Origin of the sequence: Pseudomonas reidholzensis, assembly GCF_900536025.1 — a bacterium.
GTDB lineage: Bacteria > Pseudomonadota > Gammaproteobacteria > Pseudomonadales > Pseudomonadaceae > Aquipseudomonas > Aquipseudomonas reidholzensis.
The window spans coordinates 708771-734603 of sequence record NZ_UNOZ01000013.1; the positions used below are offsets into that span (position 1 = coordinate 708771).

26 protein-coding genes and 1 riboswitch are annotated in these 25833 nt (G+C 64.5%); of the genes, 14 read left to right on the plus strand and 12 right to left on the minus strand.

The features are described from left to right. Positions 1 to 50: 50 nt before the first annotated feature. A complete protein-coding gene (locus CCOS865_RS11510; protein WP_208644519.1) occupies positions 51 to 608 on the plus strand; it encodes a hypothetical protein in 558 nt (185 codons plus the stop codon). 128 nt (positions 609 to 736) lie between these two features. On the opposite strand, the gene CCOS865_RS11515 is transcribed toward CCOS865_RS11510, so the two are convergent. Beyond that, on the minus strand, positions 737 to 1183 hold the full coding sequence (locus CCOS865_RS11515) for a hypothetical protein (protein WP_167469046.1): 447 nt from the start codon (positions 1181 to 1183) through the stop codon (positions 737 to 739). A 135-nt stretch (positions 1184 to 1318) separates the two neighbouring features. Next, positions 1319 to 2032, minus strand: coding sequence for a CPBP family intramembrane glutamic endopeptidase (locus CCOS865_RS11520; protein WP_167469047.1), 714 nt, complete (start codon positions 2030 to 2032; stop codon positions 1319 to 1321). A 295-nt stretch (positions 2033 to 2327) separates the two neighbouring features. On the opposite strand from CCOS865_RS11520, the gene CCOS865_RS11525 reads away from it, so the two are divergent. After that, positions 2328 to 2735, plus strand: coding sequence for a YybH family protein (locus tag CCOS865_RS11525; protein WP_119140797.1), 408 nt, complete (start codon positions 2328 to 2330; stop codon positions 2733 to 2735). Positions 2736 to 2750: 15 nt separating this feature from the next. On the opposite strand, the gene CCOS865_RS11530 is transcribed toward CCOS865_RS11525, so the two are convergent. Further along, positions 2751 to 3728, minus strand: a complete 978-nt coding sequence (locus tag CCOS865_RS11530) for a hypothetical protein (protein ID WP_119140799.1) — start codon at positions 3726 to 3728, stop codon at positions 2751 to 2753. A gap of 125 nt (positions 3729 to 3853) precedes the next feature. Between CCOS865_RS11530 and CCOS865_RS11535 the strand changes: the two genes are divergently transcribed. After that, a complete protein-coding gene (locus tag CCOS865_RS11535; RefSeq protein WP_119140801.1) occupies positions 3854 to 4318 on the plus strand; it encodes a DUF6998 domain-containing protein in 465 nt (154 codons plus the stop codon). A 9-nt stretch (positions 4319 to 4327) separates the two neighbouring features. Here CCOS865_RS11535 and CCOS865_RS11540 read toward each other — a convergent pair whose 3' ends face one another. The 3 genes from CCOS865_RS11540 to CCOS865_RS11550 form a co-directional block, all read right to left on the minus strand. Next, a complete protein-coding gene (locus CCOS865_RS11540; protein WP_119140803.1) occupies positions 4328 to 4750 on the minus strand; it encodes a hypothetical protein in 423 nt (140 codons plus the stop codon). Between the two features lie 83 nt (positions 4751 to 4833). After that, positions 4834 to 5532: an RES family NAD+ phosphorylase gene (locus tag CCOS865_RS11545; RefSeq protein ID WP_119140806.1), complete on the minus strand. Its 699-nt coding sequence runs from the start codon at positions 5530 to 5532 to the stop codon at positions 4834 to 4836. Beyond that, complete coding sequence (locus CCOS865_RS11550) at positions 5526 to 5927, minus strand: antitoxin Xre-like helix-turn-helix domain-containing protein (RefSeq protein WP_119140808.1); 402 nt, start codon at positions 5925 to 5927, stop codon at positions 5526 to 5528. Before CCOS865_RS11550 ends, CCOS865_RS11545 begins: the two co-directional genes overlap by 7 nt. A gap of 284 nt (positions 5928 to 6211) precedes the next feature. Here CCOS865_RS11550 and codB point away from each other — a divergent pair, with 284 nt between their 5' ends. From codB to CCOS865_RS11570, 4 genes are all read left to right on the plus strand, one after another. Then, a complete protein-coding gene (gene codB, locus CCOS865_RS11555) occupies positions 6212 to 7471 on the plus strand; it encodes a cytosine permease (protein ID WP_119140810.1) in 1260 nt (419 codons plus the stop codon). Beyond that, positions 7468 to 8682, plus strand: a complete 1215-nt coding sequence (locus tag CCOS865_RS11560; protein ID WP_119140812.1) for a PucR family transcriptional regulator — start codon at positions 7468 to 7470, stop codon at positions 8680 to 8682. Before codB ends, CCOS865_RS11560 begins: the two co-directional genes overlap by 4 nt. 4 nt (positions 8683 to 8686) lie before the next feature. After that, complete coding sequence (codA, locus tag CCOS865_RS11565) at positions 8687 to 9928, plus strand: cytosine deaminase (protein WP_119140814.1); 1242 nt, start codon at positions 8687 to 8689, stop codon at positions 9926 to 9928. A gap of 361 nt (positions 9929 to 10289) precedes the next feature. Further along, on the plus strand, positions 10290 to 11009 hold the full coding sequence (locus tag CCOS865_RS11570; RefSeq protein WP_119140816.1) for a hypothetical protein: 720 nt from the start codon (positions 10290 to 10292) through the stop codon (positions 11007 to 11009). Positions 11010 to 11147: 138 nt separating this feature from the next. Here the strand turns inward: CCOS865_RS11570 and CCOS865_RS11575 are convergent, their stop codons facing one another. Next, the gene (locus CCOS865_RS11575; RefSeq protein WP_119140818.1) at positions 11148 to 11687 is read right to left on the minus strand and encodes a WYL domain-containing protein; all 540 of its coding nucleotides are present in this window, start codon (positions 11685 to 11687) and stop codon (positions 11148 to 11150) included. Between the two features lie 170 nt (positions 11688 to 11857). On the opposite strand from CCOS865_RS11575, the gene CCOS865_RS11580 reads away from it, so the two are divergent. Beyond that, positions 11858 to 12109: a type II toxin-antitoxin system Phd/YefM family antitoxin gene (locus CCOS865_RS11580; protein WP_119140820.1), complete on the plus strand. Its 252-nt coding sequence runs from the start codon at positions 11858 to 11860 to the stop codon at positions 12107 to 12109. A 39-nt stretch (positions 12110 to 12148) separates the two neighbouring features. Here CCOS865_RS11580 and CCOS865_RS28430 read toward each other — a convergent pair whose 3' ends face one another. Beyond that, a complete protein-coding gene (locus CCOS865_RS28430; RefSeq protein WP_415842657.1) occupies positions 12149 to 13066 on the minus strand; it encodes an RHS repeat-associated core domain-containing protein in 918 nt (305 codons plus the stop codon). Between the two features lie 149 nt (positions 13067 to 13215). After that, a riboswitch (TPP riboswitch) is annotated at positions 13216 to 13331 on the plus strand. Positions 13332 to 13409: 78 nt separating this feature from the next. On the opposite strand from CCOS865_RS28430, the gene CCOS865_RS11590 reads away from it, so the two are divergent. Next, positions 13410 to 14057 carry a TenA family protein gene (locus tag CCOS865_RS11590; protein WP_119140822.1) on the plus strand — a complete coding sequence of 216 codons (648 nt, stop codon included), beginning with the start codon at positions 13410 to 13412 and terminating at the stop codon, positions 14055 to 14057. Positions 14058 to 14059: 2 nt separating this feature from the next. Continuing rightward, entirely contained in the window at positions 14060 to 14719 is a 660-nt protein-coding gene (tenA, locus tag CCOS865_RS11595) for a thiaminase II (protein ID WP_119140824.1), read from the plus strand. A gap of 150 nt (positions 14720 to 14869) precedes the next feature. Here tenA and CCOS865_RS11600 read toward each other — a convergent pair whose 3' ends face one another. Next, positions 14870 to 15784: a LysR family transcriptional regulator gene (locus CCOS865_RS11600; protein ID WP_119140826.1), complete on the minus strand. Its 915-nt coding sequence runs from the start codon at positions 15782 to 15784 to the stop codon at positions 14870 to 14872. A 315-nt stretch (positions 15785 to 16099) separates the two neighbouring features. Here CCOS865_RS11600 and CCOS865_RS11605 point away from each other — a divergent pair, with 315 nt between their 5' ends. The 4 genes from CCOS865_RS11605 (at position 16100) to CCOS865_RS11620 (ending at position 21885) form a co-directional block, all read left to right on the plus strand. Next, entirely contained in the window at positions 16100 to 17404 is a 1305-nt protein-coding gene (locus CCOS865_RS11605; RefSeq protein ID WP_119140828.1) for an MFS transporter, read from the plus strand. Between the two features lie 31 nt (positions 17405 to 17435). Next, the gene (locus CCOS865_RS11610) at positions 17436 to 18677 is read left to right on the plus strand and encodes a Zn-dependent hydrolase (RefSeq protein ID WP_119140830.1); all 1242 of its coding nucleotides are present in this window, start codon (positions 17436 to 17438) and stop codon (positions 18675 to 18677) included. Next, a complete protein-coding gene (locus CCOS865_RS11615) occupies positions 18677 to 19699 on the plus strand; it encodes a histone deacetylase family protein (RefSeq protein WP_119140832.1) in 1023 nt (340 codons plus the stop codon). Before CCOS865_RS11610 ends, CCOS865_RS11615 begins: the two co-directional genes overlap by 1 nt. 236 nt (positions 19700 to 19935) lie before the next feature. Then, positions 19936 to 21885 carry a TonB-dependent receptor domain-containing protein gene (locus CCOS865_RS11620; RefSeq protein ID WP_119140834.1) on the plus strand — a complete coding sequence of 650 codons (1950 nt, stop codon included), beginning with the start codon at positions 19936 to 19938 and terminating at the stop codon, positions 21883 to 21885. Positions 21886 to 21994: 109 nt separating this feature from the next. Here the strand turns inward: CCOS865_RS11620 and CCOS865_RS11625 are convergent, their stop codons facing one another. The 3 genes from CCOS865_RS11625 to CCOS865_RS11635 form a co-directional block, all read right to left on the minus strand. Continuing rightward, positions 21995 to 23326 (minus strand): ATP-binding protein, encoded by a 1332-nt coding sequence (locus CCOS865_RS11625; RefSeq protein ID WP_119141007.1) that lies wholly within the window; start codon positions 23324 to 23326, stop codon positions 21995 to 21997. Positions 23327 to 23351: 25 nt separating this feature from the next. After that, positions 23352 to 24104 carry a response regulator transcription factor gene (locus CCOS865_RS11630; protein ID WP_119140835.1) on the minus strand — a complete coding sequence of 251 codons (753 nt, stop codon included), beginning with the start codon at positions 24102 to 24104 and terminating at the stop codon, positions 23352 to 23354. Between the two features lie 116 nt (positions 24105 to 24220). After that, positions 24221 to 25645, minus strand: coding sequence for an aminotransferase-like domain-containing protein (locus tag CCOS865_RS11635; protein ID WP_119140837.1), 1425 nt, complete (start codon positions 25643 to 25645; stop codon positions 24221 to 24223). Between the last annotated feature and the right edge of the window lie 188 nt (positions 25646 to 25833).

Consider the following 25833-nt stretch of genomic DNA (forward strand, 5'->3'; position numbering starts at 1 on the left):
GCAGGCAAGGGCAGAGCGCGCCTATATTCAGCACCTATCAAGGATCGACCATGAAACGTATCGAGCGAGACTTCATCACGCTGTTCAACTGCCTCTGGTACCAAGACTTCCCGGTTATCGAAGGGGCGTACTCCAATACCTCGAACTGGACTATCCACATCGGCCATATGGTGAAGCAATGCGCCAAGCTGCTGGGCGCAAGGGCGGTGTTCGAAAACGCCCGCACCGATGCCGTGCTGAAGTTCCCGGATGGCAAGGTCCTGTCGAATGTGGAGTGGGAATGGATCGAGGCGCACAAGGACAATGTCGGGGAAATCCAGAAGCTGCTGAACACCCATGCGAACGCCGCGTTCTCGACGTTCATTTCCTACAGCGCGGAGAAGAACCTCCAAGCCACCCTCAATAAAGCGTCAGAGCTTTGGGCGTCGGCCAGCAAGCCGCTGATATTCTTCGTAGTGACGTTCACCATGGACAGCGGTAATCGCTGGTTCCAGGAGCTGCAAACGTATGTGTTCGAAGGCGGTACTCATCGCCTGTATCGCTCGCAACCGGCGCTGCCTTGGGAGCACGCGGCAAGTGAATATCTCGAGTGTGAGGATGGCCAGTAGCGCTCAGCGTCGCGCTTGCTGAGTGATAGGCCAGGACTTGATCGGGCCGCTGCCACCAGAGCGGGACAGGCAAGACCGTCACATGGCAAAAGGCGCCCGGAGTAGGGCGCCATCGCTGTAACGCGAGATCAGAACTCGGTTGTGCAGGCGAACCCTTGAGTGCCCGAGGCTGGCAGCTCTTTGGCCGAACCCTTGGTTGGCAGCGTGACGACCTGGCCGTCGCTGGTCTTGGCTTGCAAGGTCTTGGCTTTGCGCAGCGCGTCCCAGACGAAGATGAAGTTGTTGGCACCTACCCGCGAGGCGGTTTCGTAGGGCGTTTGGACTTCTTCACCATCCACCAGCAGGTCGAAGCCCTTGTCGCTGTAGGTGCCGTACTCCGCACCTTTCACAGTCAGCGTCATGCTCACGGGCCGGTCCTCGCTGCAAGCGATGTACAGGCTGTTGCCGGCAGCGTCGGTGACGTTGTACTCGGACGTGCCTTGGCCCCAGCCACTCGACCATTGGCCGACTTCGCCGTAGGCCATGGCGCCCAGAGGGAGGGCCAGGAGGGTGAGCAGGCAGGTGATTTTCTTCATGATCTTCCTTGAGGCAGTGGTGAGTGGTGCGAGGCCGGACTGAATTCCCGGAAGCGGGCGCGATGATATCATGGTGATACTATCGTTTGGTCACGCCCACCGGCCGTAATCGCGGGGCAAGCCCGCGCCCAAAGATCAATCCATTTGCAGGTAGTTGATGGTGATCGCCACCACTTCCGCACACGCATGCAACAGCACCGGCACCAGCAGCCCGCCGCTGGCCACGCGGGCGATACCGAGGATCAAACCAACCACCAGCAGGGTCACCAGCGTCACGTAGTTGTCGTACTGATCATGCAAACCGACAAACACCAACGTGCTCACCACGATCGCCGTCCACTGCCAGAACCGGCCCTTGTGCAGCGGGAACACGCGCATCAGGTAATGGCGGAACAGCAGCTCTTCGGCAACCGGTGGAAACAGCACCAGCGTGAGGCTGAGCAGGGCAACCTGCATCGGGCCGAGGCCGTCGTAGAAATGCACCATGAAGCTTTCGCGGGGGATGTCGAACAGGGACATCACTAGGCCGCCAAGCGCATAGGTGCCGACCATGGCCACCAGCCCGTACACCAACGGCTGGCGCAAGCGTTGGCCCATGATGACTTCGGCCAGGCCCTGTTTGCGGTACTGCAAAAACAACAGCACCAGCAGGCCGACGGCTGCATACCCCACCGTGTTGATCAGCCGCTGACTGGTGAGGGGGAGGGACGGGTCGGGGAGTACGACGATCAGGCTTGCCGCGAGATAAATGACGACAGCCAGCACGAGCATGGCGAGGCGCTTGAAGAAGTTGTAGTTCGACGGCACGGGTGCGGCGGGCGAGGAGAGGGCAGGTGCGGAGGTTTGCACGGGACGGTCCTTGTGTGAGCAATTCGCCGGGCATCTTGCCGGTGTCGCCGCCGCGTGATCAATGGCCTGGCGAACAAATAGACTTTTAACGCGCGCGCCGCGGCCCAGCGTACTGGTTGTATTGCCGCACGATCTGCGGCAGAGTCGACCCATGACAACCCAAGCCGTTTTCCGCGCCCCGCTGATTATTAACGCCGTCCTCACCCCGGCGGGCTAGCGCGTACCACGCACACACCACCCGCCTCGATGGCGGGTTTTTCATGCTCGCCATCCGGGGTCTACCTGGAGAGCCACCATGGATGCAGTGACCCACGCCTTGCAATCAACCATCGAAGCCGCCGACCGTGCGATCACGGCGGAGGACTTCGATTCGCTGATGGACTTCTACGCCGACGACGCCACGCTGGTGGTCAAGCCTGGGCTCACGGTGAGCGGCAAGCCGGCGATTCGCCGGGCCTTCGTCGCCATCGCCGAGCACTTCAATCACAGCTTGCAGGTCGGCCAGGGGCGGATGGAGGTGGTCCAGGGCGGGGAGGTGGCCTTGGTGATCATGGAGACATCGCTGTCGGTAGCCGATGCCTCTGGAGCGCGCGAGTCGTTCACGCGGCGGGCGACGTATGTGTTCCGTCAGGTGGGGGAGCGCTGGTTGTGCGTGGTGGACAATTCGTATGGCACCGGGCTGCTTGATGGCGTGTTGGACTGAGGCCTGCTCGCGGGTTCAGGCGACAGAACGCTGCAAGCGCAAGCACTGCCTCACGTTACCGAACAGCAGCACAACCACCACGTTGAGCCAGACCCAGCCGCCCAAAAAGTCTGCGGCGAGGCTGATGCCCATGACATAGAGGTAAGCGGCAATCAGGCCAAGCACGACCGACCCCAGCGGCCTGGGTCTGGGCGCGGACTGCACAACCGCCAGGCAGTAGCCTATTTGGGCGAGCACCGCAGCCACCATCAGGCTGAAGCACGCCACGATGTAGCCGCTTTGGTAGGGTTGCGTGCTGATCCATCCCATCCCCGCTGCAATCAGCAGCGCCACGGTCGTGAGAATGGAGGAGCCAATGACCCCGCAGAAGCAGTAACGCAGCCCGAGCAGGATGTTCGCGAACACCGGCGCGTCCAGCGCCTCTTCTTCTTCACGGGTGCGTGTAGTGGTCGCCACCGCGGTGAGCAGGCCGGCACCAAAGCCGCCAAGCGTCATGGCTGCGAAGTTGGTCATGAGGCTGGCAAGGTCGATCAGCGCTTCCTGTTTCTCCACCTGCTGTTCGAACTCGGCGCGGTCCTCGGCAAGTGATGTGCGCTGTTCGGCCGAAAGGGTGTGATCGCGGGTCTTGGCGTCGATCTCGGCGATCTGCTGCTGCAGGGCCGGCAACGCTCGTTTGGCCGTCAGCGCGCTCGAGGTAGATGAAACGCAGATGAGCAGCGCACCGATAATGGCGATGCCAAATCCTATGATCTGCGCTCGGGTACTCTTTACGGTAAAGGGCACGCCCGCCGCGCAAATGGCGAAGACCGCCCAAGCGATCAAGGACGCAGGCAGAGACATCCGCACCAGGTCTGCGAGTGGGCCGGGTACTGCCCAGTAATGCAACTTTATTGCCGAAGACAGTGTTTCAAAGGCCGTCATAGCCACGAGCGTGATCCTTTCAAAATGGAGTTGGCGTATAACCAGGCGGCGCATCTTGCCGGAAACGGTCATTAACCATCAACGCCGGCTGCCCCTGTACTGTGGGGCTGGCGCGAAGTGATGGCATTGCAGCCCAAGCCGCGTTAGCGTTGCCGACCTGATTCGTGCACCCATCAGATCACCCGTCAAGGAAGCGTATGGACCCGTCCCACGAACTGAAGATCAAGCAGGCCCTCGAAGGCCTGTTCGGCGCTGTCGCTCAGTTGCAGCAAGTCTACCCCGGCAAGCCGTTCACCCTGGATGGCCGCCTGGTCGGTGATATCGGTGAGGTGGTGGCGAGCCTGGCCTACCAGTTGACCCTCAACGAGGGCCTGACCAGGCACCATGACGCCGTCTGCGACATAGGCCGCAACGTGCAGATCAAGACCACCTTCGGCACCACGCTAACCTTCCCGGTCCATCACGTGCCGGACTACTACTTGGGCATCCGCATGAACCGGGACGGTACCTTCGAGGAGGTCTACAACGGCCCCGGCCATCTCATCCAGGCACAGTTGGCGGGTCGCAGGCCGACCCGCACGGGCCTGCATGGCGGGCTGATGGCGATGCTCAAACGCATCAACGCAACCGTGCCGGACAGCGACCGGATTCCGCGGCGCTGAGCGCGGGCGTTAGTGCAGCAGCCAGGTGGTGGTCGGTGCCGCCATGCGGCTGATGCCCACTACCTGGCACTGCTCGAGGATTGGCAGAATGTAGGTAATCACGCAGGTGCCGGATTTACCATTCGGCTGCTTGCGTGCGGCAAGGCACAACGGGCCGGCCTTTTCTTTGTCATGGCTGGATTGGATGACCACCGCGTGCGCTTGGCCGATGTGCTCGTGCGTGGTCAGGTAGTCCAGCGTCTGCTGAAACGCGGCGCGGGTGAGCACCACGGCACTGTCCTTGGCCCCGGTAGTGATCGTGACGCTGGTCGCATCAATGCTGGCGACCCCAAACCGGCTGTTGGACGGCGTGTAGGGCGTTTGCAGCTCGGTGCCCTGAAGCCGGCTGATCAGGGCCCACAGGGTAGTGTCGACTTGGGTAATGACGGTCACGCGTTTACTCCTTGCTCAAAGCGGCGGTGGGTCATCTTACCGTGCGAGGCGGGGAGGGTGGTCAAGTCGAGAGCGGGCGGGGCTCATCCCCCCGAAACCAACTTGTTCACACTGGTAATCCGCTGATTCCAGACCATCTCGTAATGACTCGACTGCACAATCGACGTCACCACCCGAGGCGTCATCAACGCCCAGCACGTGTTGCCCGGTGACCTGACCGAGTGATACCGCAACCCCACGGCCTTGGCCTGCCTTACGTCACGCCCGAGCACGCGCGAGGCGCTGTAGTCATCCGGTGCATAGATGGCATTCGAGAGTGGCAAAGCCGTAGCATCCAGCACCCCAGTTTCATCGAACTGGCAAACCAGCCCGCGAAACACGAACCGCTCATAGTTCAGCCCTGCAACCTTGCTCCAGTACGCCTGCTGATGGTGCCGCACCTCGGCAATCGCGGTCTCCACCGTGTCCGCAAGGTACAGCACGCCAAAGCTGCCATCGCCAAAGCGCGAGCCATCCGGGTTCACATGGGTAAACGGCGCAGTCGCATACGAGCAACCGGTAATGCCGAACGGAATCTCGCTGCGCGCGATCAGCTTCAGCGCGCCGAGCTCGTTCTGCAGGCGGGGGTTGGTGAGGGCCTGGATCTGGTAGAGGATGTCGAACTCATCCGCGCTGGCCACATCATCGAACAGCGCGATCGGTGGGTACTTGGAGTTCACCAGCCGGTAAGACTTGATCGCCTCGCGGCTCTCCAGGGGCTGCAGCTCAGCGGCGCTTACCACTGCGCACCTCGCAGCACGTCGATGCGGCGGAAGGTTTCGTACAGCTGGATGAACGAGCCCTGGGCCATCACCTCCAGGGGCGACTGGCCGTCGAAGAAGTCGTTGCTGTTCTTCATCGAGACAAAGCCGTAGACGTTGTCCGGGTTGTCGAAGACGGTGCGCAGCGCGGCGTGCATATTCAGCACGAGGCTGATGCGGGCCATCTGGTCGCTGTCGAGGCTGACCGCGCGCTGTTGATCCTTGGCGCGGGCGTAGGTGCTGCGGGAAATGCGCAGGACGTTCTCGATCTGCTTGGTGCTGGCCTGCCACTTTTCCATGATGTTGATGGCGGTGCGCAAGGCGACCGCGCCCACATCCTTGGTGGGTGATGCTGGGGCTGCAGTAGCTTGGCTCATGAATACTCCACCTTCAATATCTATAGACTCAATAGTAGGTAATTTGCGTCTATAGATCAAATGGCGCGTTTCTGAACTACTCATCCGCCCTGTTCCTGAATGGTGCAGCACTGCCTCGCAATGAGTCATTAAGCACACTGATCTGGCTATTCATAAGTGGAAGCAGTGCAGATTGCACATAAACCATTGTTCCATTCGCACTCTTTTCCCGCGTTCCAGGCCCGCACAAAACCGGCCCGCATATTGCTCTAGCTGCTCCCATCGAAAACCCGGAGCCCCACCCCATGAGCGCGCCCAGCGAATTCCCCCTCAGCGAAGCACCCCAGTCAGCCCGCAAGGGCCTGCTGCCGATCGCGATGGTCCTGTTCAGCTTTACCTTCTTCACCGGCACCATGTTCGCCGGCGGCAAGCTGGGCATGGCGTTCAACTTCGTCGACATGCTGTGGATCGCCACTATCGGCAACTCGCTGCTGGCGCTGTACGCCGCGAGCCTGGCGTTCATTGCCTCGCGCAGCGGGCTCAACACGGTGCTGATGGGGCGCTTCTGCTTCGGTGAGGCGGGCAGCCGGCTGTCGGACTTTCTCCTGGGCTTCGCCGAGCTGGGCTGGTACGCCTGGGGCACGGCGACGGTGGCGATCGTGCTGGTGAAGATCCTCGGCCTGGCAGAGGGCTTCACCATCCCGTTGATGGTGCTGTTCGGCCTGGGCTTCAGCATCACCGCGATCATCGGCTTCAAGGGCCTGGACCTGCTGTCGCGGGTGTCGGTGCCGCTGATGTTCGCGCTGCTGGTGGTGTCGATGTACATCGCCACGCATGACGCCGGCGGCTTTGCCGGGCTGGCGGCGGTGGTGCCGCATGAGGCGATGACGTTTTCGGCGGCGGTGACCATGGTCTTCGGCACCTTTGCCAGCGGTGCCACCCAGGCCACCAACTGGACGCGCCTGTCGCGCAGCGGGCGGGTGGCGGTGACGGCCAGCGTGGTCAGCTTTCTGCTCGGCAACGGGCTGATGGTGGTGGCCGGGGCCTGGTGTGCGATGGTCTATCAACAGGCGGATATCGTCGAGGTGATGATTCTCCAGGGGCTGTCGTTCGCGGCGGTGGTGATGCTCTGCCTGAACCTCTGGACCATCCAGGGGCCGACCATCTACAACGTCTCGGCGGCGGCCTGCCACCTGCTGCGCAGCGAGCGCCGGCGCACGGCGACGCTGGTCGCGGCGGGGGTGGGCATCGTGCTGGCGATCGGTGGCATGTACGAGCTGCTGATCCCGTTCCTGGTGTTGCTGGGGTCGATCATTCCGCCGGTGGGCGGGGTGATCATGGCGGACTTCTGGTACCGCCATCGCGGCAAATACCCGGCGCTGGCCTCGGTGCGGCTGCCGCGCTACAACCTCAAAGGGCTGCTGGCCTATGCGGTCGGCGCGGTGCTGGCGTATGCCTCGCCCTGGGTCGCGCCGCTGGTGGGCATCGGCGCGTCGGCGCTGTGCTACATCCTCCTGCTTGAACTGAGCGGGCGGCGTCGGGCGCTGGGTCAGGTCGAGACGTGAGCCTGGCGCTGGAAGAGATTCTGCACCTGCCGGGGCTGGAGGACATGGCCGTGCGTGCGGGCGGGCGCAACCTGCAGCGGCGGGTGCGCTGGCCGTACGTGGCGGAGAACGAGGGCATCGCCGAGTGGGTGATGGGCGGCGAGCTGGTGTTCGTCACCGGCATCAATCACCCGCGCGGCGAGGCCAACCTGCTCAGCCTGGTCGAGGATGGCGAGGCGGTGGGGATCGCCGGCTTGGTGATCCTCACCGGCGGCACCTTCATCCAGCAGATTCCGCCGGCGGTGATCGCCCGCGCCGAGCAGCTGGGCCTGCCGCTGATCGAGCAGCCGTATGCGCTGAAGATGGTCGTGGTCACTCATCTGATCGGCACGGCGCTGGTGCAGATGGCCCAGGTGCGGCGCTCGCGCCACGACATTCTTGGCCAACTGCTGACCGGCGATTACCCGAGCCTGGCGATCGCCCGGCAGCGCGCCGCGCACTTGCAGCTGGCGCTGGATGAACCGCGGCGGCTGGTGGCGTTGCGGCTGTCGCTCGATGGTCTGTTCGAACACCACGATCCGGCCCAGGCCGAGCGGCTGTGGCAGGCCACCCAGCAGGCGCTGGAAGATCACCTCGAAGCCTGGTGCCGAGCCACCCCGGGCGCGGTCACGGCGCAGTTGCCGGGTGACCTGTTCGTGCTGTTGGTGCCGGAGGCGGCAGACCTGCGCGCAGTGCTGGCCGAGCTGCATCGGCAGTTGCTCGGCGTAGCGGGGGAGATGAGCCTGTCCATGGGCCTGTCGACCCTTGCCGAAGACTGCGCCCACTACCGCCAGGCGCTCAACGAGGCGCGCCAGGCGCTGGAGGTGGCGCAGCACCTGCGCCCGGCCAGCGGGCTCTGCGATTTCAGCGAGCTGGGCGTGCTGCGCCTGCTGCAAGGCATCAGCGACCGCTCGTTGATCGACACCTTCGTCAGCCAGACGGTGGGTGCGCTGATCGAGACCGGCCGCAAGCATCCGCACGCACTGCTGCACACCCTCGACGCCCTGCTCAGCGAAAACGGCAACGCGCTCAAGGCCGCGCAGCGCCTGGGCCTGCACCGCAACACCCTCAATCAACGGATGCAACGCATCGAACACCTCAGCGGGCAGTCCCTTGACGACCCGCTTTTTCGTATGAATGCTGCGGTCGCTATGCTGATATGGCGCATGACCGAAGCCCAAGGCAAGGAGTAGACCCATGAATATCATCAATGCACGCCTGCGTGGCAAGGCCGGCTTGTTCCGTATCGAGCTGAACGGCGACCGCATCGCCGCGATCCAGGCGCAGGCCGACGTCGCCGCGCCCGCGCACGCCGACGACATCGATGCCGAGCAGAACCTGGTGGTGCCGCCGTTCATCGAGCCGCACATCCACCTCGACGCCACGCTCACCGCCGGCGAGCCGAACTGGAACATGAGCGGCACGCTGTTCGAGGGCATCGAGCGCTGGGCCGAGCGCAAGGAGCTGAACACCCACGAAGACACCAAGACCCGCGCCACCAAGACCATCGGTATGCTGGTCGACCATGGCATCCAGCATGTGCGCACCCACGTCGATGTGACCGACCCCAAGCTGACCGCGCTCAAGGCGATGGTCGAGGTGCGCGAAGAGGTGCGCCATCTGATCGACCTGCAGATCGTCGCGTTTCCGCAGGAGGGCATCGAGTCGTACGCCAATGGCCGGGCGTTGATGACCGAGGCGGTGGCGATGGGCGCGGACGTGGTCGGCGGCATCCCGCATTTCGAGAACACCCGCGACCAGGGCGTGTCGTCGGTGAAGTTCCTGATGGACCTGGCCGAGCGCACGGGCTGCCTGGTGGATGTGCACTGTGACGAGACCGATGACCCGCAGTCGCGCTTTCTCGAGGTGCTGGCCGAGGAGGCGCGGGTGCGTGGCATGGGCGCGCGGGTGACGGCCAGCCATACCACCGCGATGGGCTCGTATGACAATGCCTACTGCTCGAAGCTGTTCCGCTTGTTGAAGATGTCGGGGATCAACTTTGTCTCGTGCCCGACCGAGAGCATTCACTTGCAGGGGCGCTTCGACACCTATCCCAAGCGGCGTGGGCTGACCCGCGTGGCGGAGATCGACCGGGCCGGGATGAACGTGTGCTTTGGCCAGGATTCGATCGTCGACCCGTGGTATCCGTTGGGCAACGGCAACATCTTGCGGATTCTCGAGGCGGGGCTGCACATCTGCCACATGCTCGGGTACGAGGACCTGCAGCGCTCGCTGGACCTGATTACCGACAACAGCGCGCGCACGCTGAACCTGGGTGAGCGGTATGGCATCGAGGTGGGGCGGCCGGCGAACTTGCTGGTACTGTCGGCGCCGGATGATTACGAGATGGTGCGTAGCCAGGGGCATGCGTTGGTGTCGGTGCGTAATGGCAAGGTGCTGATGCGCCGCACCCCGGCGCAGATCGAGCGATTGGGCTGAGTGCTCCCCGCTCCCACAGGATTCGCTGTAGGGCACGAATTCTGCGGCTCCACGCAACCCTGTGGGAGCGGCGGTGCGCCGATGCGACTTGCCCCGCGAACACCGGCACAGCCGGTGCCATACAGCCTCGTTGCTCAGGTCGGCCGCTTCGCGGGCAAGCCCGCTCCTACAGGGTTTGCGGCGGTACCCTGTCAGTGTCTTCTCTTCGCAAGGATTAACTGCAGCTGGCCATGCTGCTGGCATCAATACCGGTCTTGCTGGCCCGTTGAGTGCAATTCGCAATTGCCCCTCGGGCGGATCGGTGGCACGCTTTGCCGGCGATTTTGCATCGCCCATCCAGCGAAAAAAAGGAACCGCCAAGGTGAGTTGGGAAAAAGTCGGGAAGTCCCTCGTCGGCCTGCTGGTCGTCGGCGCCTGCGCTGCCGGGCTGTACACGGCGTTCAAGGAAGACCCGGCACTCGAGGCGCGGCTGACCTACGCCTACCTGACCTACCCGAGCCAGTTCAGCGAGCGCATCAGCAAGGCCAACGACCTGCTCAGGTACGAGCGCCTGCATGACCGCATGAGCGACATCAGCGACGGCCTGCTCAGCCATCAGCAGGTCGACAAACTGATCGACCTGGCCCAGGAGCCGTATGCGCAGCTGTTCGCCAAGCCCTTCGAAGCCGGCCTGGTCGACCACCGCACCGGCCTGCTGATCGAGCTCGAGAACACCCGCGACACGCCACTCAAGGACGTGCAGATCCGCCTGCCGGCCAAGGGCCTGGTGCAGATCCGCGACGATGCCGGCAACGACATCATTCCGCAGACGGCCACCAGCGTGGTCGATATCGCCACGCTCGGCGCGGGCGAGGACTGCAAGGTGTGGGTCTATTTCGACTCGGACTATTCGCAGGTTCGCCAGGGTGCGTTGAGCATTCGCCATGCCGATGGCGTCGCCCAGGTGCGGGCGTACCGCGAGTTCATCGGCTTCCCGGCGACGGTGGCCAAGTACAGCCAGGTGCTGGTGGCCGCGCTGGCGGCGTTGGTGTTGGCGGTGTTGGGGCTGGGTTATAGCAGCTTGCGTCGTCGTTCAACCTGACGCCATCGCGGGGCAAGTCGCATCGGCGCACCGCCGCTCCACGACCCCGCTGCAAAGCCCGAATCTCGGGATCGACGCGGGCAATGTAGGAGCGGGCTTGCCCGCGATGGCGTCAAGCCAGGCACACCCCGGGCCCTATCAACCCTCGTCGTGCAGCGCCAGGCTCTGGCGTAACTGCTCGAGCATGGCATTGCGCAATACCTCGGGCGCGTGCACACGAATCGCCCCCGCATGCGACAGCAGCCAGCCCATCAACGCACGGTTGTCGTCGACCGTGGCCTCCAGCGTTGCGCCGCCGTCGGCCTGAGGTTCCAAACGCATGTCAGCCGACAATGGTTGTTCCGCCAGATGTAGCGCCAGCCCTTGATCAACCCAGGCGCTCAGCACAATCGGCGCCGCAGTGGCAAAGTCGCCCGGCTGCAGTTTCTGCGCCTCTCCCAAGCTCAGCCCCGGCTGCCAGTACCAGCCATAGGGCATGCCCTTGCTGTTGCACTGCAACGGAAACAGCGTCGCCAGCTCGTTGAGATCCCGCTCCACCGTGCGCTTGCTGGCCTTTTGGCCGGCTTCGGTCAATGCGAACTGCAACTGCGAGGTGCTCAGGCCGGGGTGGCGGTTGGGCAGCAGCTTGAGCAGCTGCCACTGACGGGCGATGGTTTGGCGGGTGGGGTTGCTGGGCAAAACGAGGATCCTTGGCGCTCAGCAGGATGCTGGTAACGCCGGTGATGGCAATTGGCTATTGCGCTAAGCATAACCCGGCCTGATGCAGGTTCCAAGGAGAGAGGGTTACAAGGGTTTACTCATGACCGAAATAATGACCAGAATAGTGTTCTGAATTCAGGTCTGAGACCATGCAAAAGATATTTGCCGACGTCACCGTGAGCGTATCCGAGCTGAAGAAGAATCCAACGGCTGTGATGGCCGGGGCACAAGGCATGCCGGTCGCCGTACTCAACCACAATCGCGTGATGGGCTACATGGTACCTGCCGACCTGTACGAGGCGATGATAGCGCGCCTGGATGACCTCGATCTGGTCAAACTGGCCAGGTCGCGCGCGGATGAGCAGGGCATACCGGTTAGCCTGGATGATCTAGCCCGGTAGGTGAGCCACCCATTGCCCGCCTGCGCAGACCGTGAACCGCTAACGGCGAATCGAGGTGGCGGTTGCACTTTGAGGAAGGGCCTTGACGGCGGTACTCGTGAACGTGGAGTAGTCTGGGTGCTCGGGGGGGTGTGGATTTTTCTTGAAGTGTTTGAACACCATTGTGGGAGACGAGCTTGTTCTTCGGGCATGCTGAGTTTCGGCGGCAATGGAGACTGTTCCATCGTAGCCAATGGCGGGTTTACCCGTCAGGCGAGAGAAGTCCTGAATCAACGAACTCTGGGTTGCCGGGTTCGGCGTGGCTGAGAAGCATGTATAGAAACGGGTCGTGTGTTTGCTTGGATCTACTCCACCAGCCTTCAAGTCAGCGATTATTGCGCCAGCGGCCTTGACGGTACCGTTGTACTCGCCGCTACCGGGTCGCCCGTGCATGATGATGCGCAGTTCTTTTTTTCCGCCAAAGAACCCCTTTTTGTAATAGGCATGAAGACCCGGCTGGATGATTTTGACCCTACCTATGTAGGCATGCCCACTCGGGTCCGAGCCGTTGACCGGGTCGCCTGAACCATAGGCATAGGCATTGAGGCCCCCCTCCCCGAAAGGGCTCCAACTGTCCGGCGAATTGAAACGCATTTGTACGGGGTTGTAAGCACGGTAGCCGTTGCCCAAGAGGTAGTGTTCGGTAAATGAGTCGCAGTGTGCTCCCGTAAAGCCCAAGGGGACGGCGGTGGTAGCTAGTGTATGTCCGTAAACGCTGTAGGTTTTTCGAACGTCGGTCTTGAGAAACCTGACCGCTATCAACGAGCCCGATGGGTCGCTCGCAACCACTCCACTCTCGGCCCGGTCATGCGCTTTGCGCAGCAGGGCCAATGCTTGCGCACCGTTGCTCAAGATCGAGAAGTACTCGCTGTCCTGGGTGAGCGTCGCCAGTTGCTGGCCTTGATAAAAATAGTCCATGGCGTTCACCCGCAGGTTTCCTGGCTCAGCAGTTGTGGGGGCATCATCAGACCGTAGTCGTCATTGCACAACTGGTGGAAATGACAGTGTCTGGGGGCCGGGTACTGTGGATGCGTGGTGACAAATCCCGCCCACCTGCTGTATACCTGAGCGTCACCAAGGGGAGCCCCGGCAACGGGCTGAGAAACCGCTAGCGACTGCAGCGCGGTGACCCTTCGAACCTGATCCGGATCATGCCGGCGAAGGGATGGGACTGCCGACCTGCCTTTCCGCCGGCCTCACTGCGAGGCCGCTCCATGCCACATTGCCACGGTCTCGCTGTCACTTTTCAGAGGACAGCACGATGACCGAACGCTTCACCGAAACCCTGCGCCGTCAGAGCGAGCCGACCTGGTCGGCCGCCGTTGGCCATCGCTTCGTCACCCAGCTGTGCGACGGTACCGTGGCCGACCCGGTGATGGTCCGCTACCTGGTCCAGGACCACCGTTTTCTCGACAGCTTCCTGACCCTGCTCGGCGCCGCGATCGCCACCGCCGACACCTTCGAGGCGCGCCTGCGCCTGGGGCGATTCGCCGGGATGATCTCGAGCGATGAAAACACCTACTTCCTGCGTGCCTTCGAGGCGCTCGACGTGAGCCCGGCGCAGCGCGACGAACCTGCCGACACCGAGCCCACCGCCGGCTTCAAGGCGATCATGCGCGAAGCGGCGGCCACGCGTTCCTATGCGGCGGCCCTGGCGGTGCTCAATGTCGCCGAAGGCCTGTACCTGGACTGGGCGCTCAAGGCGCCGCAGCCGTTGCCCGAGCACTTCGTCTACGCCGAATGGATCACCTTGCACGACAACCCGTTCTTCCAGGACTTTGTCGCGTTTCTGCAGGCTGAACTGGACCGTGTCGGGCCGCAGGAAGCCGAACTGAGCCGCGATTTCTATCTGCGCACGGTGGACCTTGAGCTGGCTTTCTTCGATGCCGTGTATGAGGAGGAGGCGTGAGTATGGATATCTTCGATCGGCTCAAAGCCGCCGCCGCGCCGCAATGGTCCAGCTATGTCGACCATGACTTCGTCCGCCAGATGGGCGAGGGCACGCTGAGCGAGGCGGCCTTCCGCACGTACCTGGTGCAGGACTACCTGTTCCTCATCCAGTTCGCCCGGGCCTGGGCGCTGGCGGCGTACAAGAGCCGCTTGCCGAGCGATATCCGCGCGGCCCAGGCGGGGTTGGCGGCGATCCTCGACGAGACCGAGCTGCACCTGCGCCTGTGCGCGCGCTGGGGGTTGTCGCAGGCGGATATCGAGGCGGCGCCGGAGCATCAGGCGACCGTGGCCTATACCCGCTATGTGCTCGACTGCGGCGCGGCGGGTGACCTGCTGGAGCTGCACGTGGCGCTGGCGCCGTGCGTGATTGGCTATGCCGAGATTGGTCGCAGGTTGTCGGAGAACATCGCTGACCTGGCCAGCCATCCTTACCGCGAATGGATTGGTGAGTATGCCGGCGAGGGGTATCAAAGCGTGGCGGCGGCGGCGCGCAAACACCTGGATGAGCTGGCGGCGCGCAGCATGACCGAGCAGCGCTTCGTCGAGCTGGCGGGGATCTTTGGCCAGGCTTCAAAGCTCGAGGCGGACTTTTGGCAGATGGGCTTCGACGGGGCGGTTTGAGCGTTGGATCCTGGGGCCGCTTTGCGGCCCATCGCAGCGGTGCGGCGATCCGACGAGCCAGCTCCTACAACGGCCGCGTCGTCCTGGAGGTCGGTGCGATGCTTGTAGGAGCTGGCTTGCCGGCGATGGGCTGCAAAGCAGCCCCCCATTTCACTGATCCTCCAGACACCCCTGCAGCGCCTCGATAAATACCCCCTCCGCGCGGCTCAAGCGCTGGTCGCGGTTCCACAGCAGATGAATATCCACATCGGCAATCCCTTCCTGCGGCGGTAACCGCCACAACAGCCCGGCCTCGACATCCGGCGCCACCACATGCTCCGGCAAGCAGCCGATGCCAAACCCGGCAATCACCAGCCGCCTGACTTCCTCAAGGCTCGGCGATGACGCCACGATGCGCCCGCTAAAACCTTGCTGATCGCGAAAAATGGTCAGCGGCGAGAGCATCCCGCCAATCTGGTCACTGGTGAAACTGACGAAATTCTCCCGCTGCAAATCGCCCTCCAGCTTGCCGAACAGCGCATGGTGCTTGCCACAGAAAAACGCATAGCGCTGACGCAGGAACAGCCGCTGCTCGAGGCGCGGCTGCGGCCGGCGGTTCAGGCTCAACCCTGCGGTGGCGGTTTTTTCCTGCAGGGCGGCGACGATGTCCGAGCTGCGCATCACGTCGATTTCCAGGTCGACCCGCGGGTGCTGGCGGTGGAAACCGGCGAGAAAGTCGTCGAAGCGCTCCGAGCAGATGCGGCTGATCATCAGCAGGCGGACCTTGCCGACCAACTCGTCGGCCGGTTGCTCGAGCAGGCCGCCGATCTGCGACATCTGCCCGTAGACCTCGCCGGCGAGCTCGAACAGCTGCTCGCCCATTTCGGTCAACACGAAGCGGGGCCCACGGCGGGCGATCAGCTGGCGCCCGAGTTGCTCCTCGAGGCGCTTGAGCGCCTGGCTGACCGCCGGCTGGGTCAGGTGCAGGCGAGCGGCGGCGCGGCTGATCGAGAGCTCCTGGCCGATCACCCGAAAGGTGCGCAGGAGGTTCCAGTCGAGGCGATCGTTGAGCAGGCGGTCAGGCATGGCGGGCTCGGGATAATAAGTGGTCGTTATAGTTCGAATAATAAATAGAAAATTGACTAATCATAGCCCTGAGCTGAAAAATCGTGCTCAGGAAAGGTGTGCTGCAGTCGGCTTGGGCAGTGACTTCTTCGCGGGTAAACCCGCTCCCACAGGGTTCAGTGCGGCTTCGCAGGTTTGCATCAACCCTTGTGGGAGCGGGTTTACCCGCGAAGAGGCCACCGCCGAGCCGCCTGATCAGACACCGACCAAGCGCCACCAGAGCGCCCCCGTGACCCCATAACTCCTGCCAAAAAAACAAGCAAAGGAGCCTGACCCATGAAGCCCACCGCTTCGCCCCAACCGCGCCGGGCCGCGGCCGCTGCGTTCATCGGCACCATGATCGAGTGGTACGACTTCTACATCTATGCCACCGCCGCCGCGCTGGTGTTCGGCGCCTTGTTCTTCCCCTCCGACGACCCGCTGTTCAGCACCATGGCGGCCTTTGGCACCTTTGCCGTGGGCTTCTTCGCGCGGCCGCTGGGCGGGATCATCTTCGGCCATATCGGCGACCGCATCGGCCGCAAGAAGTCGCTGGTGATCACCCTGCTGATGATGGGTGTGGTCACCGTGTGCATCGGCCTGCTGCCCACTTATGCCCAGATCGGCGCCGCCGCACCGGTGCTGCTGATCATCCTGCGGGTGATCCAGGGCATCGCCGTCGGCGGCGAGTGGGGCGGGGCGGTGTTGATGGCCGGCGAGCATGCGCCCAAGGGCCGGCGCACCTTCTTTGCCTCGTTCGCCCAGCTGGGCAGCCCGGCGGGCCTGATCCTCTCGCTGCTGGCGTTCGCCGCGGTCACCCGGCTGCCAGAAGCCGAACTGATGAGCTGGGGCTGGCGCGTGCCGTTCCTCGCCAGCGCCTTGCTGCTGCTGGTCGGCCTGGCGATCCGCCTGGGGGTCAACGAGTCGCCGGAGTTTCTTGCCAGCCGCGAGCAGGCGGCCAAGACCCAGCGCAAGGAGCAGGCGCCGGTGTTCGAGGTGCTGCGCACCGCCTGGCGGCCACTGCTGCTGTGCATCGGCGCCAATACCCTGGGCATCGCCGGGGTGTATTTCACCAACACCTTCATGATCAGTTACACCACCCAGCAGCTGCACCTCGACCGCTCGCTGATTCTCGAATGCCTGTTCTTCGTGGCGGTCATCCAGTTTTGCGTGCAACCGCTGGCCGCGTGGCTGTCGGAGAAGCTCGGCGCCACGCGCTTCCTGGCACTGGTGGCGCTGCTGGCAATGGCCTCGCCGTACCCGATGTTCGTGCTGGTCAGCAGTGGCCAGGGCCCGTTGATCGTGCTCGGTATCGCCCTCGCGGCGGCGTGCATGGCGTCGTTCTACGCGGTGATCGCCGGCTACGTCAGCGGCATGTTCGACACCCGCGTGCGCTACACCGCGATCTCCCTGGCCTACCAGATCTGCGGCGCCATCGCCGGCGGCCTGACGCCGCTGATCGGCACCTGGCTGGCGCACCGTTTTATCGGTCAGTGGTGGCCGATGGCGCTGTTCTACACGCTGATCGCGGCGATTTCGCTGATCTGCGTGCTGGCCCTGGCACGCCAATACACCCGCAGCCAGCAACTCGAACTGGCCTGACACCGACACTTGCATCCTGGAGTACCCGCACATGTTGAAATGCAATGGCGAGCGCCTGTGGGCGAGCCTGATGGCCATGGCCGAAGTCGGCGCCACTGCCCGTGGTGGCAGCTGCCGCCTGGCCTTGAGCGATGAAGACAAGGCCGGCCGCGAGCTGTTCTCGGCCTGGTGCCGCGCGGCCGGCCTGAGCCTGTCGGTGGACGCCATCGGTAACCTGTTCGCCCGCCGTCCAGGTAGCGACCCGGAGGCCGCGCCGGTGATGATCGGCAGCCACTTGGACACCCAGCCCGAAGGCGGGCGGTTTGACGGGGTGTACGGCGTGCTGGCCGGCCTCGAGGTGGTGCGCCGCCTCAATGACCTCGGCATCCGCACCCGTAAGCCGCTGGAGATTGCCGTGTGGACCAACGAGGAGGGCGCCCGTTTCACCCCGGCCATGTTCGGCTCGGCGGTGTTCACCGGCACCTTGGCGCTGGAGCAGGCCCTGGCGATTCGCGATGCCGACGGCGTCAGCGTCGCCGCTGAGCTGCAGCGCACCGGTTACGCCGGTCAGCGCCCGCTGGGCGGCAAGGTGGATGCCTATTTCGAGGCGCATATCGAGCAGGGGCCGATCCTTGAAGACAACGCCAGAAGCATCGGCGTGGTCAGTGGCGGCCAGGCCATTCGCTGGCTCGATGTGACCGTCGAGGGCATGGCCGCACATGCCGGTACCACCCCGATGCAACTGCGCAAGGACGCCCTGTATGGCGCCGCGCGGATGATCCAGGTGGTCGAGCAGCTGGCCGCTGATTTCGCCCCCGAAGGCCTGACCACCGTGGGCGAACTGTCGATCGCCAAGTCCTCGCGCAACACCATCCCGGGTGTGGTGCGCTTCACCGTCGACCTGCGTCATCACCGCGACGAGGCCATCGAGGCGATGGAGCGCAGCGTCGGCCTGCAGTTGCAGGCGCTCGCGCAACCGCGTGGCCTGAAGGTCACTGTCGAGCGCCACTGGGTCAGCCCGGCCACGCCGTTCGATGCCGACTGTGTGGCGGCGGTGCAGCAGGCCGTGGATGGCCTCGGCTACAGCCAGCAATCGATCGTCAGCGGCGCCGGCCATGACGCGATCCTGCTGGCGCGCTACTGCCCGACCGCCATGGTGTTCATCCCCTGCGTCGGCGGCTTGAGCCACAACGAAGCCGAAGACGTGTTGCCCGACGATGCCCGCCAGGGTGTCGATGTGCTGCTCAATGCCGTGCTGGCGCGGGCCGGCCAGATCGAACCAGGAGAAGCCTGATGCGTTGCTATTTCCACCCCGAGCAACTGCTGCACCACCCTCGCAGCTACTACTCGCGCGGCGCCATGCGCACCCCGCAGGAAGTCCCCGAGCGCGCCCAGCGCCTGCTGCAGGCTGCCAAAAGCCTGAACTTCGACATCCGCCAGCCGCAGGACGCCGGCCTCGCACCGTTGGCCGCCGTGCACGGCGAGGCCTACCTGGCCTTTCTCGAAGAAGCCCATGCCCGCTGGCGGGAAGTGCCCGAGGACTGGGGCGATGAAGTCATGTCGAACATCTTCGTTCGCGAGCCCAATGCCTTGCGCGGGATTCTCGCCCAGGCCGCGCGCTACCTGGCGGACGGCAGCTGCCCGGTCGGCGAGCAGACCTGGCATTCGGCCTACTGGTCGGCGCAGAGTGCCGTCGCCGGCGCCCAGGCGCTGCTCGATGGCGAGCCGGCCGCGTACGCCCTGTGTCGCCCGCCGGGCCACCATGCCCGGCATGACGCGGCGGGGGGCTTTTGCTACGTGAACAACGCAGCGGTCGCCGCCCAGGTACTGCGCAGCCGCTACAGCCGGGTGGCGATCCTCGATACCGACATGCACCACGGGCAGGGTATCCAGGAGATTTTCTATGCGCGCAATGACGTGCTCTATGTGTCCACGCATGGCGACCCGACCAACTTCTACCCCGGGGTGGCGGGCTTTGAGGACGAGCGCGGGGAAGGGGCAGGGTTGGGCTACAACCTCAACCTGCCGATGGCGCATGGGGCGAGTGAGGCGGACTTCCTCACGCAGTTGGACATCGCCCTGGACGCGGTGAAAGACTTCGGCGCCGAAGTGCTGGTGCTGTCGCTGGGCTTCGATATCTACGAGCTGGACCCGCAGACCAAGGTCGCGGTCACCCGCGAAGGCTTTGCTGAGCTGGGTGAGCGGATCCGCGCGCTGCGCTTCCCGTGCCTGATCGTGCAGGAGGGCGGGTACCACCTGGAGAGCCTGGAAGACAACGCCCGGGCGTTCTTTGCCGACAAACACGACTGGCGATAGACCTCTGGATCCTGGGGGCCGCTTCGCGGCCCATCGCGACACAAGGCCGCTCCCACAAAGTGGTCCGCGCCCACCTTGAGGCATGCGCTGTAACTGTGGGAGCGGCCTTGTGTCGCGATGGGCTGCGCAGCAGCCCCAGCATTCTTGACCCTTACCCCGCTGTCACACTTTGTCCCACCTCTGAAAATGCAGCTGATTAGGATTCGCTTTCACAACGAATCCACAAGGTCATCCGCATGCCCGCTACACGCCGCCTCCTCAGCCGTTCATCCACCCTGGCCGTGCTCCTGGCCGGCGCCGCCCAGGCGCAGACCAACGAGCCCGCCGCGCTGGTCCTGGAAGACATGGTCGTCACCGCCTCCGGCTTCGAGCAACGCGTCGAGGACGCTCCCGCGTCGATCACCGTGATCGACGGTGAAGACCTGCGCCGCAAGTCGTACCGCGACCTGGGCGATGCCGTACGCGATGTGGAAGGGGTGACGGTGAACGGCGGGGCCAACGAGACCGACATCTCGATCCGCGGCATGCCCGCCGACTACACCTTGATCATGGTCGACGGCAAACGCCAGAGCGCACGCGAATCGCGGGTCAACGGCAACTCCGGCTACGAGCAGAGCTTCGTCCCCCCGGCCGCCGCCATCGAGCGGATCGAAGTGGTGCGCGGGCCGATGTCGTCGCTGTATGGCTCTGACGCCATCGGCGGGGTGATCAACGTCATCACCCGCAAAGTGGCGCCGGAGTGGGGCGGCTCGATCGGCTACGACTATTCGGCGCGCCAGCACAGCGCCGAAGGCAATGCCGGGCAGACCTCGTTCTACCTGAGTGGGCCGCTGAAAGAAGACCTGCTCGGCTTGCAGGCCTGGGGCCGCTACCTCGACCGCCAGGCCGACGACGACCTGGAGCAGACCAATGGCCACAGCAAGGCCGACCACCGCGACCTGACCACGCGCCTGTCGTTCACCCCGACCCTCGATCACGACATCCTCCTCGAGGCCGGCGTCACCCGCCTGAAGAACGGCGATGGCCTGAGCGCCAACTGGGCCACCCGCGAGCAGGAGAACAACCGCGATCACTGGTCGCTGTCGCACCAGGGCCGCTGGGGCTGGGCGACTTCGGACGTCGCCCTTTACCAGGAGACCAGCAGCCGCGAAGGCAAGGCCACCCCGGACCAGACCGACATCTACGGGCGCAAGCCAGAAATCCGCAACCGCGTGCTGGACGCCAAGCTGGTGGTGCCGACCGCGCACAACGTCAGCACGGTGGGCCTGCAATGGCAGGAAAACCAGGTCACCGACTGGAACCAGGGCCTGGGCGACCGGGTCAATCGCGAGTTCAAGGTCACCCAACGGGCGCTGTTTGCCGAGAACGAGTGGTCGGTCACCGATGACTTCGCGCTGACCACCGGCCTGCGCCTGGATGACCACGAAGAGTACGGCAACCACTTCAGTCCGCGGGTGTACGGGGTCTGGCGTGCCAATGAGCAGTGGACCCTCAAGGGCGGCATCGCCCGCGGCTTCAAGGCGCCTGAGCTGCGCGCCGTGGTCGCCGACTATGCCTACCTGCGGCGCAACCGCTTCGTGATGTTCGGCAACCCCGACCTCAAGCCCGAGACCAGCACCAACTACGAAGTCTCGGCGCTGTGGTCGAACCGTGCCGACCTGTCGGCCGGGGTCACGCTGTTCTACAACGACTTCCAGGACAAGCTGTCGACGGTGACCACCGACAACCGCTGGAACGGCTACATCATCATGGACAGGGTCAACGTCGACAAGGCGGTGATCCGTGGCGTCGAGCTGACCGGGCAGTGGGACATCACCGACAGCGTGCTGGTCAAGGGTAACTACACCTACACCGACTCCGAGCAGAAGACCGGTGCCAACGCCGGTGCGCCGCTGGCCCTGACGCCTGAGCGCAAGGCCAACCTGCGTGGCGAGTGGCGGGTCAACGACCGCGCCCAGGCCTGGGCGGCGGTCAGCTATTACGGCGAAGAGACGGGCAATACCCTGACCGCCGAGACGGCGCCGGGCTATACCACGGCGGACATTGGCGGCTCGTATGACCTGACCCATGCCCTGACGTTGAACGCGTCGCTGAACAACCTCACAGACAAGCGTCTGGACGATGAGACCTACGGCACGGTCAACTACGGCCGCACCCTCTGGATGGGTGCCACCTATAACTTCTGAAGCGTCTCTCGAATGTGCGGCCCATCGCGGGCAAGCCCGGTCCTACAGTGTCGTATACCTGTAGGAGCGGGCTTGCCCGCGATGGGCTGCAAAGCAGCCCAGAGTCTTTCTACCCAACCGGCAACCGCACCCACGCACACAACCCCTGCGGCAACCGATTCTCCAGCACCAACTCCCCCCCATGCGCCTGGATGCAAGCCCGCGCAATGGCCAATCCCAAGCCAAGCCCGCCACCGCTGCTGGCATCCGCGCCGCCCCGGCCCAACTGCACAAACGGCTCGAAAACCTTTTCCAGCCAAGCCTCCGGCAACCCCGGCCCCTGGTCGATGATCTGCAGGCACACCTGCCCACCACTCGCGCTCAACTCCAGCCGAGTAGCGCCGCCATGCTTCAGTGCATTGTCGATCAAATTGGTCAGCGCCCGCTTCAGCGCCAAAGGCCGGCAACCGAGCCAGACCTCCTCGCCGCCCTGCCAAATCAACGGCAGCCCCATCAGCTGATAACGCCGGGCCAGGTCATCGAGCAGGTCATTCAAGCGCAGCCGGCACGTCGTTTCCTGCACCGCATCACCCCGCACGAACTCCAGCGTTTCGCGCACCATCGCGGTCAACTCGGCAAGGCTCTCCAGCAAGTCATCACGGGTCGGCCCAGGCTCGAGCAATTCCACCTGCAGGCGCAGCTCGGTCAGTGGCGTATTGAGGTCATGGCTGATCGCCGCCAGCAGCCGCGTACGGCCTTCCACATGGCGCGCCAGGTTGGCCTGCATGGTGTTGAAGGCGCAGGTCAGCTCACGCGCTTCCTGAGGCCCGCTCAACGGCAAGGGTGCAATCCATTCGCCCCGGCTGACCCGCTCAGTGGCCTTGGCCAAGGTCTTGATCGGCCGCACCACCCGGCCCAGGCAGAGCATCATCACCAGCAACACGGGCAGCGTGGTCATCGGCAGGCTGTAGGCCAGCACCGTGCCCCACTGATAGGCGCCGCTCGGGTGCTGCACGGCGTTCAGGTACAGCCCGTCGCCCAGCGCCAGGCTGCTGCGCAGGCGCAGCGCGGCCCAGCCGCCGGGGCTGAACGGATAGGCGCGCGCATCGGCGCCATTGACCCGCTCCAGCTGCAAGGTGATGGGGTGCTCGGCGGGTAGTTGCAGACGCTGGCGCAGGTCACGGGCGAGCCGCTGTTCCTCCGGCCGCGCGGAAAAAGGGCTGACCTCGGCCGTCGGGGCAAGCCAGAAGCGCGTCTCCGGGTTGCCCATCTGCGCGAGCAAGCGCTCTGCCTGCGGCCGAGACAGGTCGTGCGCGGCATGAAACGCCGTCGCCAGCCGCTCCAGGCTGGCGTTGCGCGACAGCGGATGGAGCAGGCTGCCGTGGCGGTGCAGCAAGAGGATGCCGATCAGGTGCGAGGCCAGCAGCGCCACGCACAGCAACAGCAGCAACTGGTGCAGCAGGCGTTGCGGCCACAGGCGGCGCAGGCTATTCAAGGTCGACGTCGGCGGCCAGCAGGTAGCCGCTGCCCCACAGCGTGCGCAGCAGCTCCGCACCGTGCCCGTCGTGGTCGAGCTTGCGCCGCAAGCGGCTGACCTGGCGGTCGATGGCGCGCTCGCTGATGTCGCTGTCCTGGGCGGCGGTCAGGTCGACCAGCCGTTGGCGGGAAAGGCTCACATGCGGATGCTCGAGCAACACCTGCAGCAGCTTGCCCTCGGCGGTGCTCAGGCGCACCGGCTCACGCCCAGCCCGGCTGAGGGTGGCGGTGCTGGCGCAGAACTGCCAGCCGGCGAAGCGGTAGCGGCGCGGGCTCGCGGCGGGCTCCGTGGGCGTGGCCTTGGCCCGCGCCTGGGTCGCCTGATGGCGGCGCAGCACGCTGTTCAGGCGTGCCACCAGTTCCCGGGGCTCGAAGGGTTTGGTCAGGTAGTCGTCCGCGCCCAGGTCGAGCCCGCGCACCCGGTCTGCCGTGGTGTCGCGGGCGGTCAGCAGGATCACCGGCAGGTTGCAGCGCCGGTGCAGTTGCTGGCACAGCTCGAAGCCATCGCCATCGGGCAGCATCACGTCGAGCACCGCCACGTCGAAGTCCTGCTGCTTGAGCAACTGCCACAGCCCGGCGGCATCCGCCGCGGTACGCACCTCGAACCCATGGCGGCGCAGATACGTCGCCAGCGGGTCGCGGATCTTGCGGTGGTCGTCGACGACCAGGACCCGTGGGGCGGGCAGGGGCTGGGTAGCGGGCATGGGCAACTGGGCGCAGGAGAGGGTGGGGCGGGATATTACTACGAGTCATTATCATTTGTGACAATCCGGTGCTGGCAGATTGTCACAGCTGATCTCCAGCGTCCTGGCGGCTGACCCTAGAGCGTCGACCGCCGCACATGCTTCACCAGCACCTTCTCGAGCAACTCCCACATCGCAGGATCGGTACTGAACGCCACGTTGAAGCGCATCCAGCCCGTGGCCTGGGCATCGACCATGAACAATTGCCCAGGGCCGAGCATGATGCCTTTCTCCAGCGCGTCATCGAGCAACGCCGCGCTGTCGGGGATGGCCGGGTGGCGGGTCCAGACGTACATGCCCTCGTCCGACTCGATGAACAACTCGAAGCCCAGCCGGTGCAAATGCCGGCCGACCTGCTGATGCGCCTCGGCCAGGCGCTGGCGCAGGCGCTTGAGGTGTTTGCGCCAGCGGCCGTCGATGACCGCGGCGTACACCACCCGCTCCATCACCTGCGAGGTGGTCAGGCCCGAGCGCATCTTCAGGCTCAGCAGTTGCTGCATCAGGTCGGGGTTGGCCAGCAGGTAGCCGACCCGCACATTCGGCGAGATGCTCTTGGAGTAGCTGCCGACGTACACCACCTGCTGCAGGTGGTCGAGGCTGGCCAGGCACGGCTGCGGCTCGGCGACCATGTCGGCGTACAGGTTGTTCTCGACCAGCCGGAAGCCATGCTGGCTGGCCAGCTGCAACAGGCGGTGCAGCTGCGGCAGCGGGGTGCGCGAGCAGGTCGGGCTGTGCAGGTGCGGCTGGGTGAAAAACGCCGTCGGGCGGTGATGGGCGAGCAGCCGCTCCAGGTGGTTGAGGTCATACCCGGCCGGGGTGCGCGGCACGCCGATCAGGGTCGCGCCCTGAAAGCGCAGGATGCTCATCAGGTTGGGGTAGCCCGGGTCGTCCACCAGCACCACGTCGCCCGGGCGCACCAGCGTGCGCACGGCCAGGTCCAGCGCCTGGCTGGCGCCGTGGGTGAGCATCAGTTGCGCCGGGTTGGCGACGATCGACAACTCTTGCTGGAGGTTCTGCGCGGTCAGCGTGCGCAGCTCGGGCAGGCCCATCGGGTCGCCGTAGCCGGACAGCTCCAACGGGCTGCCGGCGACCTGGCGCATGCCGCGGCGCAGGCCGTCTTCGTACATCCACTCATTGGGCAGCCAGCCGCAACCGGGCTTGTACGGCAACTGGCGGGTTTCGAAGATCTGTTGCAGGTACCACTCGGAGTTGAACGACGGACGGCTGGTGTCAGCGTCAGGGTGGTGCGGCTCCAGCAACTCGCCCGCGGCGCGATTGACGAAGAACCCGGCGTTGCCGCGGCTGACCAGCAAGCCCTGGGCGACCAGGCGGTCGTACGCCTCGACCACGGTAAAGGTGCTCACCGAGTAGGTCGCGGCAAAGGCCCGAATCGAGGGGACCTTGGCGCCAGGCTTGAGGGTCTGGTTGTCAATCAGCGCGCGCAACCCGTCGATGATCTGGTTGACCAGCGGGGTCGGCGCGTCTGGATGTAGTTCGAACATGGAGGTGCCTTCAGGTGTGCAGAACGCTTGCCGTCTGCGGGGTATAGCAGGTGTATTGCATGGAGGGCCTGTACAGTGCAGTGCGACTTTCATGCCACTGTGCATGGCTCTCTGTGTCCGACATTTTTACATTAGGTGTCTGAGATCGCCAGACACCTTTTGTTTCAGTTCGTTCGGGGCCTGCCTCG